Raw genomic sequence first — 16,413 nt, 5'->3', positions numbered from 1 at the left:
AACCAAAAAGATAAGCATTAGAAATAGCTAAAGTCAGGAAGTTAATTTGTGATCTTTTTTACAGTTTTATGAATTAAAAATTATTACTCATGAATTATTCTGACTTTTAGCCAATATTCTAATTATAGCAGACGATAAATATCCGATCTACTCTTGAGATGTACGGAATTTGTTCAAAACTCAAATAGGAGTCCTATATGAAGGTTTGATGGTTTGATGATTGTCATGGGGTGGAGGTACGGGAAGTTTTCGGGTAGCAATTCTCATGTTGAAACTAAGTACAGGGTTAGGCGATTTTATTTTTATTTAACAAATAGTCTCTCAAACTGGGGTTAAAATCAAAACGCTTATCCAATTGAGAATACGAAACTTTACTTATGCTCAATCCAGTACCAGTCCAAGATAATAATGTCAATATTTTAGTAATTGGCGCAGGAGTAAGCGGTCTAACAACCGCTATTTGTCTGAGAGAAGCTGGTTTTAATGTGATTATTGTTGCAGACCGTTTCACCCCCGATTTAACCTCTGTTGTCGCAGGTGCGTTGTGGGAATGGCCACCAGCAGTTTGTGGTCGTCATGGAACTCCCAGATCACTAGAACGCTCTAAAGAGTGGTGTATGACTGCCTACAATAAATTCAAAGAAATACACGCAGAGTTTGGTTCACAAGAAACAGGCGTTTATTTAAGGGATTCCTATTTTTATTTCCGAGATATTTTGGAAAATAGACCTGCTGATTTTCGCAAGATGAATGAACTCAAGGATAAGGTTGATGGATTTGAAAGAGGATTACACATCGTTAAAGAAACCATTGATTTAACTTTCCAAGGCGGCATAAAAGATGCTTTTAAGCATATGGCTCCAATGGCAAATACTGATGTCTACATGAAGTGGTTACTGCAATACGTCAAGGATATTGGATGTGAAATCATCCAGGAAAAAATTACTGTCAATGTAGTTCAAAATGAGCAGGAACTTCTCCGTCGCTTCAATGCAAAAGCAATTGTTAATTGTGCGGGACTAGGTTCTATCGCAACTACAGGAGATACTTCCATGTATCCCTTGAGAGGCGCACTTGTCAGAGTTAAAAATTTAGGTGGCGTTGTCACAGACGCTCATTGCATTGCCCACGATGAAACCTCATCCTCTGAACAAGACATTATTTTCATTGTTCCTAGAGGGGATGATTTAGTAGTTTTAGGAGGATTAGCACAGCAAGACCAATGGGATACAAACTTATCTTTGGAAGTGCCAATTATTCGACAGATGTATGATGGTTGTTTGCAATTTCTCCAGGAATTAAGACCACTCCCACTCGATGAACAAGAGCCTGTTAGAACTGGTTTACGACCATTTACAGAAGAAAATGTTTGTGTAGAAAGAGTGCCAAATACTCGGGTATTTTATAATTATGGACATGGAGGAGCAGGTGTAACTCTATCATGGGGATGTTCACAAGAAATTGTGGAGTTGGTACGAGAAATGTTCCGCGAAGAGGCCAATCCAGTTGCCTTTTTGAGTAATAAAATAGATACCAATAAGCAGACTATTTTCGTGCTGCATGATATGCTTCCCAGCAAAACTGATTTTAGAGAGATTCAATCAGGCAATAGAAATCTAGTTTTACTCTGTAGTAGGAGAGGAATAAGTAAGGTTATACCCTCCCAGTATCAACATTTGAACCTTGTGCAGATTGTAGAACCCTATAATTTGCAAAATCTCCTCCAAACCTATCAACAAATTAAGGCAGCTTATGGACTATTGGATGATAATTGTCGGATTGTCACCAATGATGAGTATTCTGTACTATTAGCCGCACAGTTACGTGAAGCTCTAAATTTAGCCGGCGATCGCCCAACAATGATCCGCCAATTTACTGACAAGAGTTACCTCAAATCTGCCCTCAAAAATTCATCCATTCGTGTACCAAAGCATCTAATTTTTAATCAGAGCCAATACCGCCAAGAGGGAATTTCCTACTTACAGTTTGTTATCAAAGAACTGGGTAATGACGTTTTTGTCAAGCCTGTTATTGGTGCAGGAAGTGAAAAAACGAGAAGAATCCACACTATTGATGAATTACAAGCTTGGTGTGACAGCAATATAGATTCTGATGATGAATTTGAATTCAATGAATTCGGTTCTACCGTTCCCCTTATGATCAAACATCCTTTTAATATATCCAAAACCATTGGTGTACTTGAAAATATTAAAACCTCAAATCCAATCGGTGTAGGGGTTTCAGGGATATTTTACCGAAAATATCATAAAGGGAGCGGTAGAGCCATGAATTTATCAGAGGCGAACTATACAATACAAGTATTGTCATGAAAAATGGTCAACCTTGTTATTTTGCTGCTTGCAAACACTACCGACCTAATGATGATTTTATTTACGGTCATGCAATCGGGAATATTGTTGTTAGAGAGGAAGATCCAGAATTTGAGAAACTGCGACAATTCTCCAGTGATACGTTGCAAAGTTTAGAACACGGTTATCCCAAAAATGGTGTACTCAACATTGATTTCTTCCTGCAAGAAGGCAGCGAAGAACCAATTCTCATGGAAGTAGCTGCACGCACCCCAGGTGGACTTGTATCCAAAATGTTTTACACATATCAAGGAATACGTCTAAACGAATTACATCTCCAATTACAGATGGGAGATGATCCTGAAATCATCCTCAAAAACAGAAGTGAATGGAAGTATAGTGCTTACTCGATTCATCCCAAACAGGAGGGTGTGGTGACAGAAATTGAGAAGCCAATTCTCGACAGTGACGTGGAAGTTTATTGGCAGATTTATCTGGGAGAGACACTCAAGGCATCAGAAAGCATGAGAGATGTTGCTATTGCCATGCTTTTGAGCCATCATGACTTTTCAACACTCGAACAGGATTATAAACTAGCTAACTCTACCAGTTTATATAAGACTAAAAAAGATTCTTTCCTGGAATCTAAAGCTGTTTTTGCAGCCGTGACAGCATAAGTAAATATAGCGGCATCTGAGTAAGATAAAGTCACTAAATTGTTAAGCCTGTAGGGGCGCAGAGTCTGCGTCCCTGACTCTACAGCATTCTAGAGATAACCGCTATATATCCAGTTCAGGTTTAACTCTTATGGTTCAGTAAGCTATAATCATCTTCGTGTAGCGAGTATAATGTTTTATACAACAGAAAAATAAAATATCTTTCAAAACTTATGCTTGAGCAACCAAGTTTACCACTAAATAGTACCAAGAACTATTCATTCTCATGGGCTTTTGTTTGGTTATTATTAGGAGTTTTTATTTTATCCTTTGCGGCAATTTTTACTCGACTGAGCGAAAACGAACTTGGACCAGCAGCAACTAGTTTTAATCGTTATTACATAGCTACAATTGTTTTGGCTCTGTGGGAAGGAATTCAATATGGGATGAATAAGTCATCTAACCCGAATAAATCCATTCAGTTGAAAGATTGGGGAATTTTTCTTTTGTCATCAATCTTAGGAACGGCTGCTATTTTTCTTTGGGCTTTGTCATTAACTCAAACCAGCGTTGCTAATTCTAATTTACTCCATAATTTCACCCCTATCTTTGCAGTGTTAGGTGGATGGCTGTTCTTTGGTCAACGTTTTGATTATAAGTTTGTATTGGGAATGACGTTAGCAATCATTGGGGTAGCTATCATCAGTTTTGGAGATTTTCAAGAAGCAGTCAACTCCCTTTATGGTGATTCTTTAGCTCTTCTATCTGCTGTTTTTTATGCTCTCAATTATCTGGTTCGAGAAAATCTTCGTTCCAAATTTTCAGCGTCCACTATATTACTGTGGACTTGTTTATTGGGCGGATGCTTTACTTTCTTAATTACATTAACTACTGAAACGCAATTTTTTCCAACCTCTTGGCAAACTTGGCTCGCAGTTATTTCTCTAGGCGTTCTATGTCAAATTATAGGACAGGGATTACTAATTCATAATCTTAAGCAATTTTCTTCAGGTTTTGTGACGCTTTTAATGCTCATTGAACCTTTGCTAACAGCTTTATTTGCTTGGGTAATTTTTGCAGAAAAATTGAGTCCTCTTAATTGGATAGCATTTTTTCTGATTTTAATAGGTATATATCTAGCAAAATTAAGCATTGGTTCAGTAAAGCTCACAGAGGAAACCCCTCTGACTATTCAGGAGACTGAATAAAAGCGCGATCGCCATTTTGTAGGTTGCGTTAATGAAATGTAACGCACCTTATCTGTGTGAATAAACAACAATACCCGTATTTCAACATAGTAACTCTATGCTACAATGGTATCTATCTTAGAAAAATATCTGAGGAAAATATGAACAACATCTCTTTAAAAGAAGCAACAAACTTTAAACGCATCTCAGCAATCATAAAATATTTGATTGCTAATAATAGTGTGTATCAAGAAAGATTGGAACAAGATAAAATGATTCAGAAAATGTATGAACTTTTTACTAAACCAAATTCTGGTGATGATATAGATACAATTGCTGAAGATGACTTAACAGAAAGAATTAGTAAAATGTTAGCTGTAGAAGCAATCAGTGGTTTGTTAAATGATTTTACACCAGAAGAAATGGCAATATTTGATGAAGCAGTGAAACGGAAATAAGTCAATGGGATATCTACTAGATACTAATATGGTTACAGCAATTCTTAAAGAAAATTTAAAAGTAACCAATCAGCTAGAAAGTTTAAATCGTCAAAACGAGGAAGTTTTCATTAGTGGGATTACTTACTATGAAATTGAGCGAGGACTCTTAGCAGTTAAAGCGGTAAAGAAATTATCAGACTTTGAAAAATTTTTGAAGAAATACCAAGTTTTACTCTTGGACGATATGGCAATTTTTCAGAAAGCGTCAGAAATTTATGCTGATTTAAAACAAAGAGGTTTACCAATTCAAGATGCAGATATATTTATAGCAGCTACGGCTATTATTCACAATTTAATTGTAGTTTCCCATGATTCTGATTTATTAAGAATAAAAGAATTGCAATTGGAAGATTGGTTACAAGAGGAATTAAATTAAATCGTTTTTAATCAACCGTTTTTGTAAAGCCACAACAACAGCTTGAGAGCGATCGCTCACTTCTAGTTTTTGTAAGATAGTATGGACGTGAACCCGCACTGTTCCCGGTGTAATATAAAGTGCCAGAGCAATTTCTTGATTAGTTTTTCCCGCTGCCAATAGTAATAAAATTTCTTGTTCTCTTTGTGTTAGTTTATGAGTAGGCTTTGAGCTATTTTCTGATTCAAAATGGTGATGATCTGATGCAAAGGTAGAACGAATTTCCCTAGTTGCAGTTTCATCCCACCAAGATGCCCCAGATGCGACGGAATACAGAGCCAATACCAATTTTTCAGCCGCAACACCTTTAAGACAATAACCTTGAGCGCCCACTTCAATTAACCGCGTAATCAGAGATTTTTGGGAATGGGAAGTAAGAACTAAAACAGGCAAATTAGGATATTTTTGTTTAATTTGATAACAGGCTTCAATCCCGCCAATTCCTGGTAATCCTACATCTAAAATAACGACATCAAGAGGGTGCTGGTTGACTAACTCAATGGCTGTTTCACCATCTTCCGCTTCCGCGATAATCTCCAAACCAGTTTCTTGCTGCAATCGCACACGCAAGCCCAAACGGAAAAGTTCATCATCCTCAACTAGGAGGATTTTTATGGGGGTAGAAGACATCTGATGTTGTTTAAGATTGAAATGGCAAAACAGGGAGCTTGAAGGCAAAAATAGCGCCATTGGGAACTCTGTTTTCTGCCCATATTATACCGTTATGAGCTTCAATAATTTGCCGAGATAAATAAAGTCCTAATCCCGAACCTTTAGCTTGGCGTTGGGAAAGCTCACCGCGATAGCGTTCGCGGAGCGTCCCGGAGGGAACTAGCGCTCCGTAGGAATCGCTATTTCCTTGGTAAAATCGTTCAAATAAGTGGGAAAACTGTTCAGGTTGGATACCTGCACCTGTATCTAAAATTTTGACAACTTGATAGGAAGTTTGCGGTTCTAAGACAATTTCGACATGATCACCGCGTCGAGAATGGTTAATAGCATTAATCAGCAAATTGCTAAAAACTCGTTGCAGTTGCAAAGCATCACCGCGCACCCAAAGAGAGCGTTTCCAATCAGAATCACCATAGTTTAATGATAGATGAATGCGACGATTTGCTGCTAATTCAATTAAGGTAGCCGTTGCCGTTTCTGCTAAGATACTTAAATCCACAGGAGCTAAATCTAGTTTTAAGCCTTCTGTATCATTGCGATAAACATCTAACAAAGTTTCTAATAAATCAAGGGAAGTTTCATGGCTGCGTGCCATTGTTGCTAGAACTTTCTGTTGGGTTGGTAAAACTGCACCAAATTTTTCTTTTTGAAAGGCTTTAATAGTTTCAACTGCTCCTAAAAGTGGCGTTTTTAAATCGTGAGTAAGTGTGGAAGCAAAATCTTCTCTTAGTCTCACTAATTGGGCTTGGGATTCGAGTTTAGTTTGAGTGAGGGCAATGGCTTTTTGAGATTTTCGTAATCGCTGACTTAAAAATCCGGTGACTATCAAAGCTATTGCAGCAATTACTCGACTAGCAACAGTAGAAGCTCGAATTGATTCACCTCCAGGTATCCACGCATTTAACATAGTTAGAAAAACAGCAAGAAATGTTGCGCTTATTGTTGCCATTCCCCCCAACCAAGAATTTACTAATAAAATTGCTCCACTGTAGAGATATCCAAAAACATAATCATTGGGGGTAGAATATTCTAAAACTGCTAGAAAGATAAATATAGTGACAATTAGTAATATTTTACCAAGACGTAAGTTATTGTTTATTAATTTATTTTTTAAAGATGCCATTTACTAACTTACCTTTTCTCAACTTATACAACTATAGCAATTATCAAGGCTCAGATCCCTGACTTCTTAAAGAAGTCAGGGATCTTGATGGGATCTTGTTTACTAGCGTTTAGATTTCTTCTAAACTTTACTAAACACTGATATATATCTTTAGGTAGACACATAAATAGAAAAATAAACGATTTTTATATCCTTGTACTCCTTGTTTTTATTGCCACAATAATTGATGATATAAATTAATCATCTCAAGATTACTATCTAAATCAGGATTTTTAGGATGAAATAATTAACAGAAATGATACTGAAAGTAAGCATTTAGCCGTCAGCTATTAGGAAGAATTGAATTGATAAGCATTCTGAATATTAATTACTGATGTCAGCCTCCCCCTACTTGAAAACCCGTAAAATCTGTTTTTAGCTGACTGCTTAATACTGAAAAGCCATAACAACTTTCTTTGAGGAGATTTTATAATTCATGTTACAAGGTTGGATACAAATTGCATTGACATTAATCATTGTCATTGCTACCACTCCTTTATTAGGGAGATATATCGCTTGCGTTTTTCTAGGAGAAAGCACACTGCTTGACTCTGTGTTAAATCCCATAGAAAGAATAATTTTTGTTTTAATTGGAGTTCGTCCTCAAGATGAAATGACAGGTTGGCAATATGCCAAAGCAGTGCTTTACAGTAATGTAGTTATGGGGATTTTGGTATTTACTATTTTGATGACTCAAGCATGGCTACCATTCAATCCGACAGGGTTAGGTACACCAACTTGGGATACAGCATTACACACGACTTTTTCTTTTCTGACTAATACAGATCAACAACATTATTCTGGAGAAACAACCTTCAGTTATGCCAGTCAAACATTCGCTTTGAGTTTTTTGATGTTCGTTTCATCAGCGACCGGTTTGTCGGTGGGAATTGCCTTTATTCGGGGCTTAACTGGCAGAACATTGGGTAACTTTTATATTGACATCACCAAGTCAATTACGCGGATTTTGTTGCCTATGTCAATCATTATGGGATTGTTATTGATCATGGCTGGTGTGCCTGAAACCCTTGCCGGAGTGGCAACAGCGACAACATTAGAAGGTGCTACTCAAGCGATCGCTCGCGGACCAGTTGCCCACATGGAAGCGATTAAACAAATTGGTGAGAACGGTGGTGGTTTTTTTGCTACTAACTCAGCACATCCCTTTGAAAATCCCAGTGGTTTTTCTAACTTATTGCAAACCTGGGGTATGATTTCTATCCCCACAGCACTAATTTACACCTATGGCATATTTGCTAACAATCTCAAACAGGCATGGTTAGCATTTTGGATGGTATTTACTATCTTTACCATCTTGTTGATTGTAACTACAATTGGTGAGTATCAAGGAAATCCCTTAGTTAATTCTCTTTTAGGATCACAACAACCCAATTTAGAAGGAAAAGAAGTAAGATTTGGTTGGGCGCAAAGTTCATTATTTGCAACTATTACCACCGGGACAATGTGTGGTGCTGTTAACGCACTTCTCGACTCATTTATGCCCCCAGGTGGATTTGTATTTCTCTTTAATTTATTCTTGCAAATAGTTTGGGGAGGTCAAGGAACTGGGACAGCATATTTATTTATCTACTATATTTTGGCAGTGTTTTTAACCGGCTTAATGGTAGGACGGACTCCAGAATTTTTAGGTCGCAAAATCGAGAAAAAAGAAATCGTTCTGTCCAGCGTTGTTTTATTAGTTCACCCCTTCGCCATTCTCATCCCTTGGGCAATAGTTTTTGCTTTTCCCGATGCGCTTTCAGGTATTAGTAACCCAGGCTTTCATGGCGTTTCTCAAGTAGTTTATGAATATGCTTCCGCAGCCGCAAATAACGGTTCTGGCTTTGAAGGACTAGCTGATAGTCAACCAGCAGCAACAGGACTTTGGTGGAATCTCAGTGCTAGTTTCAGTATTCTCGCAGGACGTTATATTCCCATGATTGCCTTGTTGCTATTAGCAGATAGTATGTCCAACAAACAACCAGTTCCTATGACTGCCGGTACTCTCAGAACCGACACTGGTTTATTCACTGGAGTTACAGGAGGAGTAATTTTAATTCTTGGGGCGCTGACTTTCTTTCCTGTATTAGTTTTAGGTCCAATTGCAGAATGGTTTTTAATTTCCAAATAAACTTATGACTTACACAAAATATGTTTCAATCTTTTATTTCTCTGCGTCCTCTGTGCCTCTGTGGTTCGTCCCTGACATTTTTGAATAACTAAACATCCATGAAAACTACAAAAACTCGACAAGAACGAAAACATACTCCCAAAGTTAAAAATACTGGAATTTATTCTAGGGCATTGAAACAAGCGTTTGTCAAATTAGACCCACGCAATATGCTAAAAAATCCAGTTATGTTTTTAGTGTGGGTGGGGACGATTGTTACAGCTTTAGTAACTATTGAACCGAATCTTTTTGGGATTACTCCTGATAATAATCCGCGACTTTTTAACGGTCTAATTACCATAATTCTGTTCTTGACTCTTATTTTTGCAAATTTCGCCGAAGCGGTAGCAGAAGGACGAGGAAAAGCGCAAGCTGACTCATTACGGGCGACAAAATCCGATGTTGTAGCCCGAAAACTTCTCCCTGACGGTTCTATTCAAGAAGTTAATTCTGCTACTTTGCGTCGTGGTGATCAAATTAAAGTTATCGCTGGTGATGTTATCCCCGCAGACGGAGAAGTAATTGCTGGTGTGGCTTCTGTAGATGAATCTGCTATTACTGGAGAATCTGCGCCAGTTTTAAAACAACCAGGAACTGATATTGCTAGTTCTGTAACGGGAGGAACGCGCATTAATTCTGATGAACTAACTATTAGGGTAACATCAGATCCAGGTCAAGGTTTTATTGATAGAATGATTGCTTTAGTAGAAGGGGCTTCTCGCACTAAAACCCCCAATGAAATTGCCTTAACTGTACTTTTGGCAGTGCTAACTCAAGTTTTTTTAGTGGTAATTGTCACACTACCAACAGTGTCAGTTTATGTTAAATCACCTGTGAGTATTGCGGTATTAATTGCCTTATTAGTGGCGTTAATTCCTACTACAATTGGCGGATTATTGAGTGCAATTGGCATTGCCGGGATGGATAGAGTGGCTCAATTTAATGTCATAGCCACATCTGGAAGGGCTGTAGAAGCCTGTGGAGATATTAACACTTTGGTTTTAGACAAAACGGGAACAATTACATTAGGAAACCGCATGGCGGAAGAATTTATTCCTGTTAAAGGTCATTCTCTCAATGAAGTTGCCCAAATTTCCTTGGCATCCAGTATTTTTGATGAAACTCCCGAAGGAAAATCAATTGTTAAATTAGCCGAATCATTAGGAGCAAAATTGAGTTTTAATCCCACAAATGCGGCAGGAATTGAATTTTCAGCAAAAACGCGTATGAGTGGCATTGATTTACCGAATGGCGTAGAAATTCGCAAAGGGGCTGTAGATGCAATTAAAGGATTTGTGCGTTCTCGCAATGGACAATTAACCCCAGAACTTGATGCGGCTTATGAGCGAGTTTCTAAATTAGGGGGAACACCATTAGCAATTTGTCAAAATGATGATATTTACGGTGTAATTTATCTTAAAGATATTATTAAACCGGGGATTAAAGAACGTTTTGATCAAATGCGAAGAATGGGAATTAAAACTGTGATGCTGACAGGAGATAACCGTCTCACTGCTTCTGTAATTGCCGAAGAAGCTGGTGTAGATGACTTTATTGCTGAAGCAACTCCAGAGGACAAAATTGAAGTAATTCGCAGCGAACAAGCACAAGGAAAATTAGTCGCTATGACTGGAGATGGCACTAATGATGCCCCAGCTTTAGCACAAGCGAATGTTGGTGTAGCAATGAATTCTGGTACACAAGCTGCAAAGGAAGCTGCTAATATGGTAGACCTGGATTCTGACCCGACAAAATTAATTGATATTGTCACTATTGGTAAACAATTACTAATTACCCGTGGGGCTTTAACAACTTTTTCTCTCGCTAATGATGTTGCTAAATACTTTGCCATTATTCCAGCAATTTTCCCTGGTATTGGGGTAAATGGTTTAAATATTATGGGTTTGGCAAGTACCCAATCTGCGGTTTTATCAGCTTTGATTTACAACGCTTTGATTATTCCGGCATTGATTCCTTTAGCATTAACTGGTGTGAAATTTCGTCCTCTCACTGCTGACCAACTTTTGCAACGGAACATCTTTATTTATGGATTAGGTGGCGTGATTGCTCCTTTTATTGCTATCAAAATTATTGACGTTTTCATTGTATCTATAGGATTAGCTTAATCAATCATGGATTATTTATCAATGACAATTTCTAAAGGTCATCGTGTTCCTCTGGGTCTGTTTTTACTACTTTGCTTGAATTTATTATTAGCACCAGCAGTTCAAGCAGCGACTTCGGTAGCAGAATCGCGTTTTTCGGCTTATACAATTACTTTGTTGGGGCTTGTTACTCTATGTCTTTGTGTTTATTTGTTTGTGGTGATTTTTCAGCCTGAGAGGTTTTAATATGAACCATATTTTTTATTTCGCGCAAAGACGCTAAGGAGCAAAGGCGCAAAGGAAGAAATATATTTTGTTGTGGTTTTTTAAATTAGGGAGGTTTGAATATGAGTCAGAGACATCAAGTTAGTAAGGCGATTCGTTCAACTTTGGTTTTGTGGGTGATAACGGCTTTTATTTATCCGTTATTTATGTTGATTTCGGGACAAGTTGTTTTTTCTTATCAGGCTAATGGTAGTTTAATTAAAAATTCTCAAGGTGTGATTATTGGTTCAGCTTTAATTGGTCAACCTTTTGCCAGTGAAAAGTATTTTTGGGGTCGTCCTAGCACTACTAATTACAGCACAGCAGACCCTAAAAAGGATGAAGCTGGTGTTTTGAAGACGGGGGTATCTGGTGCTAGTAATTTAGCTCCCAGTAATCCAATATTACTAGAACGTATTAATGGCAATGAAGGTGAAATTCAGCGACTTAAAAAAGCGGGTATTCAACCTACTGCGGATTTAGTTTATACTTCTGGTTCAAGTCTTGATCCTCACATTACTCCTGAAAGTGCTAAGGTACAAATTGCCAGAGTAGCAAAAGCGCGAGGAGTTGAACCAAAGCAGTTGGAAACTTTAATTTCTCAAAACACTGATGGTCGTTTCTTGGGTATTTTTGGTGAACCGGGAGTAAATGTTTTAAAACTAAATCTAGCAGTGGATAAAATTAGTAAATAAGTAGGAATTTGTTCATGTTTAATCCCTCTACTCCTTCTCCTGACAGTTCTTATATTCGTCCTGCTCGACGGGGAAAGCATAAAATTTTCATTGGTATGGCTCCCGGTGTGGGGAAAACTTATAGAATGCTAGAGGAAGCACATCAACTCAAACAAGATGGTATTGATGTTGTTATTGGCGTTTTAGAAACTCATGGACGCAAGGACACGGCTGCAAAAGCCATAGGATTGGAGATAATTCCTAAAAAAGCCAGTATTCACAAGAATATCAATCTTCAAGAAATGGACACGGAGACAATTTTAGAACGCTCTCCCCAACTGGTTTTAGTTGATGAATTAGCGCATACGAATATCCCCGGTTCAGCTAGAGAAAAACGCTATCAAGATGTAGAATTAATTTTAGCAGCCGGCATAGATGTTTACTCTACTGTTAATATTCAACATTTGGAAAGTTTGAATGATTTAGTAGTAAGAATTACGGGTGTTGTCGTCCGAGAACGTATTCCTGATCTTCTTTTAGATGAAGCTGCTGCTGTGGTTGTAATTGATGTGACTCCAGAAACTTTAGAAGAGCGTTTACGGGAAGGAAAAATTTATGCTCCTGATAAAATTGAGCAATCTTTAGAAAACTTTTTTCAGCGTCGTAACCTGATTGCTTTGCGAGAATTAGCATTAAGAGAAGTCGCAGATACGGTTGAAGAAGAAGCAAATACTTCTATTTCTGCTGGGCAAATTTGTAATGTCCACGAACGAGTTTTAGTATGTGTATCTACTTATCCCAATTCGATTCAATTATTACGGCGTGGGGCGCGACTTGCTAATTATATGAATGCCAAACTTTATACTCTATTTATTGCAGATCCTGAACGTTTTCTCAGTAAGGAAGAAAGTTTACACATTGATACTTGTGAAAAACTATGTCTTGAATTCGCTGGTGAATTTATCCATATTAAAAATCACAATGTTTCTCAAACAATTGCCCAAATTGCCGCAACTTATCATATCACTCAGATAGTTATTGGTGAAAGTCAGCAACCTCGATGGAAAAGATTTTTCAAACGCTCTTTTACACAACGCTTGCTGGAGTTAATCAGAAATCAAAACATAGATTTACATATTATCGCTACAGAGAAATAAATTTTAATATTTTTTAATCTATCTTCGATGAGATGCAATTTTTTTCTTTTTCGTCTAGTATAAATATCGAACATTAACTTAAATATCTATTCTCACCAGTTACCCAAATTCTTTGTGTATAGATGCAAGATATTGTAGTTATATGAAGTGTAAAATTTAATTACAAAACTATGCCATAAAAGGCTTTGACTCTTGACCCCTGTTGTATGATTGTTAGTGAATATTAAGGATGCTTTTACCAAATATTAACCTAAAAAGCTGAATATACTCATTATCATTAGTTAGCAAGCTAACATCGAGGTATATATGTTTAACAGAATTTTAGTCGCAGTAGATCGCTCAGAAATGAGCATAAAAGTTTTTGAACAAGCTTTATCTTTAGCCAAGATCACATCTGCAAACTTAATGTTACTGCACGTTTTATCACAAGAAGAAGAAGGCAGTCCAGAGGCGCTGGTTTTCCCCAATATTGACTACTATCCCGGTTGGAATGAGCAAAGTTTTCAATTATACCAAGAGCATTGGGAAAAATTTAAAAATGAAGGCTGGCAAATGTTACAGTCATGGAGCGCCCAAGCTAATAAATCTGGTGTTAATACGGAATTTACGCAAAATACTGGTAATCCAGGACGAAGGATTTGTGAATTAGCCATTGACTGGAATGCTGACTTAATTATGATGGGACGACGGGGACGTTCTGGACTGACGGAATTTTTTCTCGGTAGTGTGAGTAATTATGTTTTACATCATGCACCCTGTTCAGTGCAAATTGTTCATCTTCCTGTTGCTTCTAAAGCGATAAATGTTACTTCAGCAGCTACTACATTTAGTAATTAATGCTAATTGAAGCTGCATAGGATCAGATTTAAAGAATTATTAACCGCAGATAAACGCAGATAAACACAGATAAAGAGGGATGAATATTTGTAGGGTGCGTCAGATATCAACAATCTGTTTATTTGCAGGATTTATGCCTTCTGACGCACCCGACAACAGATTTTTAGTGTGACACTTGCGTGAAAAATATGAAAACATCAGTTCCACTTTCTTCAACTCATCCAAGTGGAGACAAGCGGTTAAAGATTTTAGACGCAACTATTAAGCGTCATCAATATCAACAAGATGCACTCATTGAAATTCTGCATCGGGCTTCTGAACTATTTGGTTATTTAGAACTGGATTTATTGCTTTACATTTCCCATAGTCTCAAGTTACCACCGAGTCGGGTTTATGGGGTAGCTACTTTCTATCATTTGTTTTCCTTAGCACCGAAAGGGGTTCATAATTGTGTGGTTTGTACGGGTACAGCTTGTTATGTTAAAGGCTCAATGGCGATCTTAACAAATGTGGAACAGTTTACGCAAATTCACGCAGGAGAAACTACTGCAAATGGTCAAATTTCTTTGATTACGGCTAGATGTTTGGGGGCTTGTGGAATTGCCCCTGCGGTAGTGTTTGATGGTGCTATTTTAGGTAATCAAACTCCAGAATCGGTTTGCGAAAAAGTGGGAGAATGGTGGCAAAATGGAACTAAATGAGTTATTAGAAATTGCCCAAACGGAACTTTCTCAACGGAAATCTGTGCAAGTTCGGTGTTGTACTGCTGCGGGTTGTCTCTCTTCTGATTCTCAAGCTGTGAAAGACAATCTCGAAGCATCTGTGAAAGCTGCGGGTTTACAAGATACTGTGCAAGTTTCTGGTGTGGGTTGTATGCGTCTGTGTTGTCAGGGACCATTGGTACAGGTGGAAAACCAGGAAAATTCATTTATATCAAAGTTGTATCAAAAAGTTACTCCGGAAAATGCAGCAGAAATTATTGTGGGGGTAAATGGAGAAGTCACAAATTTACAACAGGGTGATTTAAATCAGCCATTTTTTAGCCGTCAATTGCCGATTGTTCTAGAAAACAGTGGTAAAATTGACCCGGAACGGATTCAAGCTTATATTGCGGCTGATGGTTATCAAGCCCTTTACCAAGTGCTACGGGAAATGAAACCTAGTCAGGTGGTAGAAACTATTACTAAAAGTGGTTTAAGGGGACGCGGTGGTGCTGGTTATCCCACTGGTTTAAAATGGGGAACAGTAGCAAAATCCGCCGGTGAGAGGAAGTTTGTAATTTGCAATGCTGACGAAGGTGATCCTGGTGCATTCATGGATAGGAGTGTATTGGAAAGTGATCCCCATCGAGTTTTGGAAGGGATGGCGATCGCTGCCTACTCTATCGGGGCAAATCAAGGCTATATTTATGTTAGGGCAGAATATCCTATTGCTATTCAACGTCTAGAAATTGCTATTCGTCAAGCCCAACACTTAGGGCTTTTGGGTTCACAAATCTTTGACTCTCCCTTTGATTTTAAAGTAGAAATTCGCATTGGTGCGGGTGCTTATGTCTGCGGTGAAGAAACGGCTTTAATGGCTTCCATTGAAGGTAAACGTGGTGTCCCTCATCCCCGGCCACCATACCCGGCTGAGTCCGGTTTATGGGGCTATCCGACGTTAATTAACAATGTGGAAACCTTTGCCAATATTGCGCCGATTATTCGTAAAGGTGCAGATTGGTTTGCTAATATCGGCATTGGTAAAAGCAAAGGTACAAAGGTATTTGCGTTAGCGGGAAACATTCGCAACACGGGTTTAATAGAAGTCCCAATGGGAACATCTTTGCAGAAAATTGTCGAGGAAATGGGAGGAGGTGTTCCCGACAATGGTATTGCTAAAGCAGTACAAACCGGCGGTCCTTCAGGGGGATGTATTCCTGCGTCGGCTTTTGCTACACCTGTAGATTATGAATCCTTAACCGCCTTGGGTTCAATGATGGGTTCGGGGGGAATGATTGTCATGGATCAAACTACAAATATGGTAGATGTCGCTCGCTTTTTCATGGAATTCTGCATGGATGAATCTTGCGGTAAGTGCATTCCTTGTCGTGTAGGAACTGTACAATTACACGGTTTATTAACAAAGATTAGTCAAGGAAAAGGTTCACTAGCTGACTTGGATTTGTTGGAGGAACTTTGCGATATGGTAAAACACACAAGTTTATGTGGTTTAGGACAGTCTGCACCAAATCCAGTTTTTAGCACTTTGCAATATTTTCGAGATGAATATTTGGAATTAGTCAGTAGTTAGTTGTCAGTTGTCA

15 protein-coding genes are annotated in these 16,413 nt (G+C 38.2%); 13 read left to right on the top strand and 2 right to left on the bottom strand.

Annotated elements, in window-relative coordinates:
• Positions 1–377 precede the first annotated feature (377 nt).
• The 5 genes from AN490_RS18380 to AN490_RS18360 all read left to right on the top strand — a co-directional run bounded on the left by AN490_RS18380 (position 378) and on the right by AN490_RS18360 (position 5,028).
• Complete coding sequence (locus AN490_RS18380) at positions 378–2,330, top strand: FAD-dependent oxidoreductase (RefSeq protein WP_300006364.1); 1,953 nt, start codon at positions 378–380, stop codon at positions 2,328–2,330.
• Positions 2,327–2,986 carry a hypothetical protein gene (locus tag AN490_RS18375; RefSeq protein WP_300006362.1) on the top strand — a complete coding sequence of 220 codons (660 nt, stop codon included), beginning with the start codon at positions 2,327–2,329 and terminating at the stop codon, positions 2,984–2,986. Before AN490_RS18380 ends, AN490_RS18375 begins: the two co-directional genes overlap by 4 nt.
• A 212-nt stretch (positions 2,987–3,198) precedes the next feature.
• Positions 3,199–4,173: a DMT family transporter gene (locus AN490_RS18370; RefSeq protein WP_300006360.1), complete on the top strand. Its 975-nt coding sequence runs from the start codon at positions 3,199–3,201 to the stop codon at positions 4,171–4,173.
• A gap of 140 nt (positions 4,174–4,313) precedes the next feature.
• Entirely contained in the window at positions 4,314–4,610 is a 297-nt protein-coding gene (locus tag AN490_RS18365; protein WP_300006358.1) for a hypothetical protein, read from the top strand.
• 4 nt (positions 4,611–4,614) lie between these two features.
• Positions 4,615–5,028, top strand: a complete 414-nt coding sequence (locus AN490_RS18360) for a type II toxin-antitoxin system VapC family toxin (RefSeq protein ID WP_300006356.1) — start codon at positions 4,615–4,617, stop codon at positions 5,026–5,028.
• On the opposite strand, the gene AN490_RS18355 is transcribed toward AN490_RS18360, so the two are convergent.
• Positions 5,020–5,697, bottom strand: a complete 678-nt coding sequence (locus AN490_RS18355) for a response regulator transcription factor (RefSeq protein WP_213799483.1) — start codon at positions 5,695–5,697, stop codon at positions 5,020–5,022. The two genes, AN490_RS18360 and AN490_RS18355, sit on opposite strands and share 9 nt — an antisense overlap.
• A gap of 10 nt (positions 5,698–5,707) precedes the next feature.
• The gene (locus AN490_RS18350; RefSeq protein WP_271821342.1) at positions 5,708–6,862 is read right to left on the bottom strand and encodes a HAMP domain-containing sensor histidine kinase; all 1,155 of its coding nucleotides are present in this window, start codon (positions 6,860–6,862) and stop codon (positions 5,708–5,710) included.
• 475 nt (positions 6,863–7,337) lie between these two features.
• Between AN490_RS18350 and kdpA the strand changes: the two genes are divergently transcribed.
• The 8 genes from kdpA (at position 7,338) to AN490_RS18310 (ending at position 16,400) form a co-directional block, all read left to right on the top strand.
• Positions 7,338–9,032, top strand: a complete 1,695-nt coding sequence (kdpA, locus tag AN490_RS18345) for a potassium-transporting ATPase subunit KdpA (RefSeq protein ID WP_300006351.1) — start codon at positions 7,338–7,340, stop codon at positions 9,030–9,032.
• 98 nt (positions 9,033–9,130) lie between these two features.
• Positions 9,131–11,197 (top strand): potassium-transporting ATPase subunit KdpB, encoded by a 2,067-nt coding sequence (gene kdpB / locus AN490_RS18340; protein WP_300006349.1) that lies wholly within the window; start codon positions 9,131–9,133, stop codon positions 11,195–11,197.
• Positions 11,198–11,203: 6 nt separating this feature from the next.
• Positions 11,204–11,422 carry a K(+)-transporting ATPase subunit F gene (gene kdpF, locus AN490_RS18335; RefSeq protein WP_213718029.1) on the top strand — a complete coding sequence of 73 codons (219 nt, stop codon included), beginning with the start codon at positions 11,204–11,206 and terminating at the stop codon, positions 11,420–11,422.
• 101 nt (positions 11,423–11,523) lie between these two features.
• Complete coding sequence (gene kdpC, locus AN490_RS18330; protein WP_300006346.1) at positions 11,524–12,135, top strand: K(+)-transporting ATPase subunit C; 612 nt, start codon at positions 11,524–11,526, stop codon at positions 12,133–12,135.
• A 14-nt stretch (positions 12,136–12,149) separates the two neighbouring features.
• On the top strand, positions 12,150–13,271 hold the full coding sequence (locus AN490_RS18325; protein WP_300006344.1) for a universal stress protein: 1,122 nt from the start codon (positions 12,150–12,152) through the stop codon (positions 13,269–13,271).
• A gap of 306 nt (positions 13,272–13,577) precedes the next feature.
• Positions 13,578–14,108, top strand: a complete 531-nt coding sequence (locus AN490_RS18320) for a universal stress protein (RefSeq protein ID WP_300006342.1) — start codon at positions 13,578–13,580, stop codon at positions 14,106–14,108.
• A 188-nt stretch (positions 14,109–14,296) separates the two neighbouring features.
• Entirely contained in the window at positions 14,297–14,809 is a 513-nt protein-coding gene (gene hoxE, locus AN490_RS18315; protein ID WP_300006340.1) for a bidirectional hydrogenase complex protein HoxE, read from the top strand.
• Positions 14,796–16,400, top strand: coding sequence for a NuoF family protein (locus AN490_RS18310; protein WP_300006338.1), 1,605 nt, complete (start codon positions 14,796–14,798; stop codon positions 16,398–16,400). Before hoxE ends, AN490_RS18310 begins: the two co-directional genes overlap by 14 nt.
• Positions 16,401–16,413: the final 13 nt, after the last annotated feature.

Origin of the sequence: Anabaena sp. AL09 (assembly GCF_001672255.1) — a bacterium.
GTDB classification, from domain to species: Bacteria; Cyanobacteriota; Cyanobacteriia; order Cyanobacteriales; family Nostocaceae; genus Dolichospermum; species Dolichospermum lemmermannii.
Note: the sequence above shows the minus strand (reverse complement) of the source record. Positions and strands in the feature narration are given on the sequence as shown.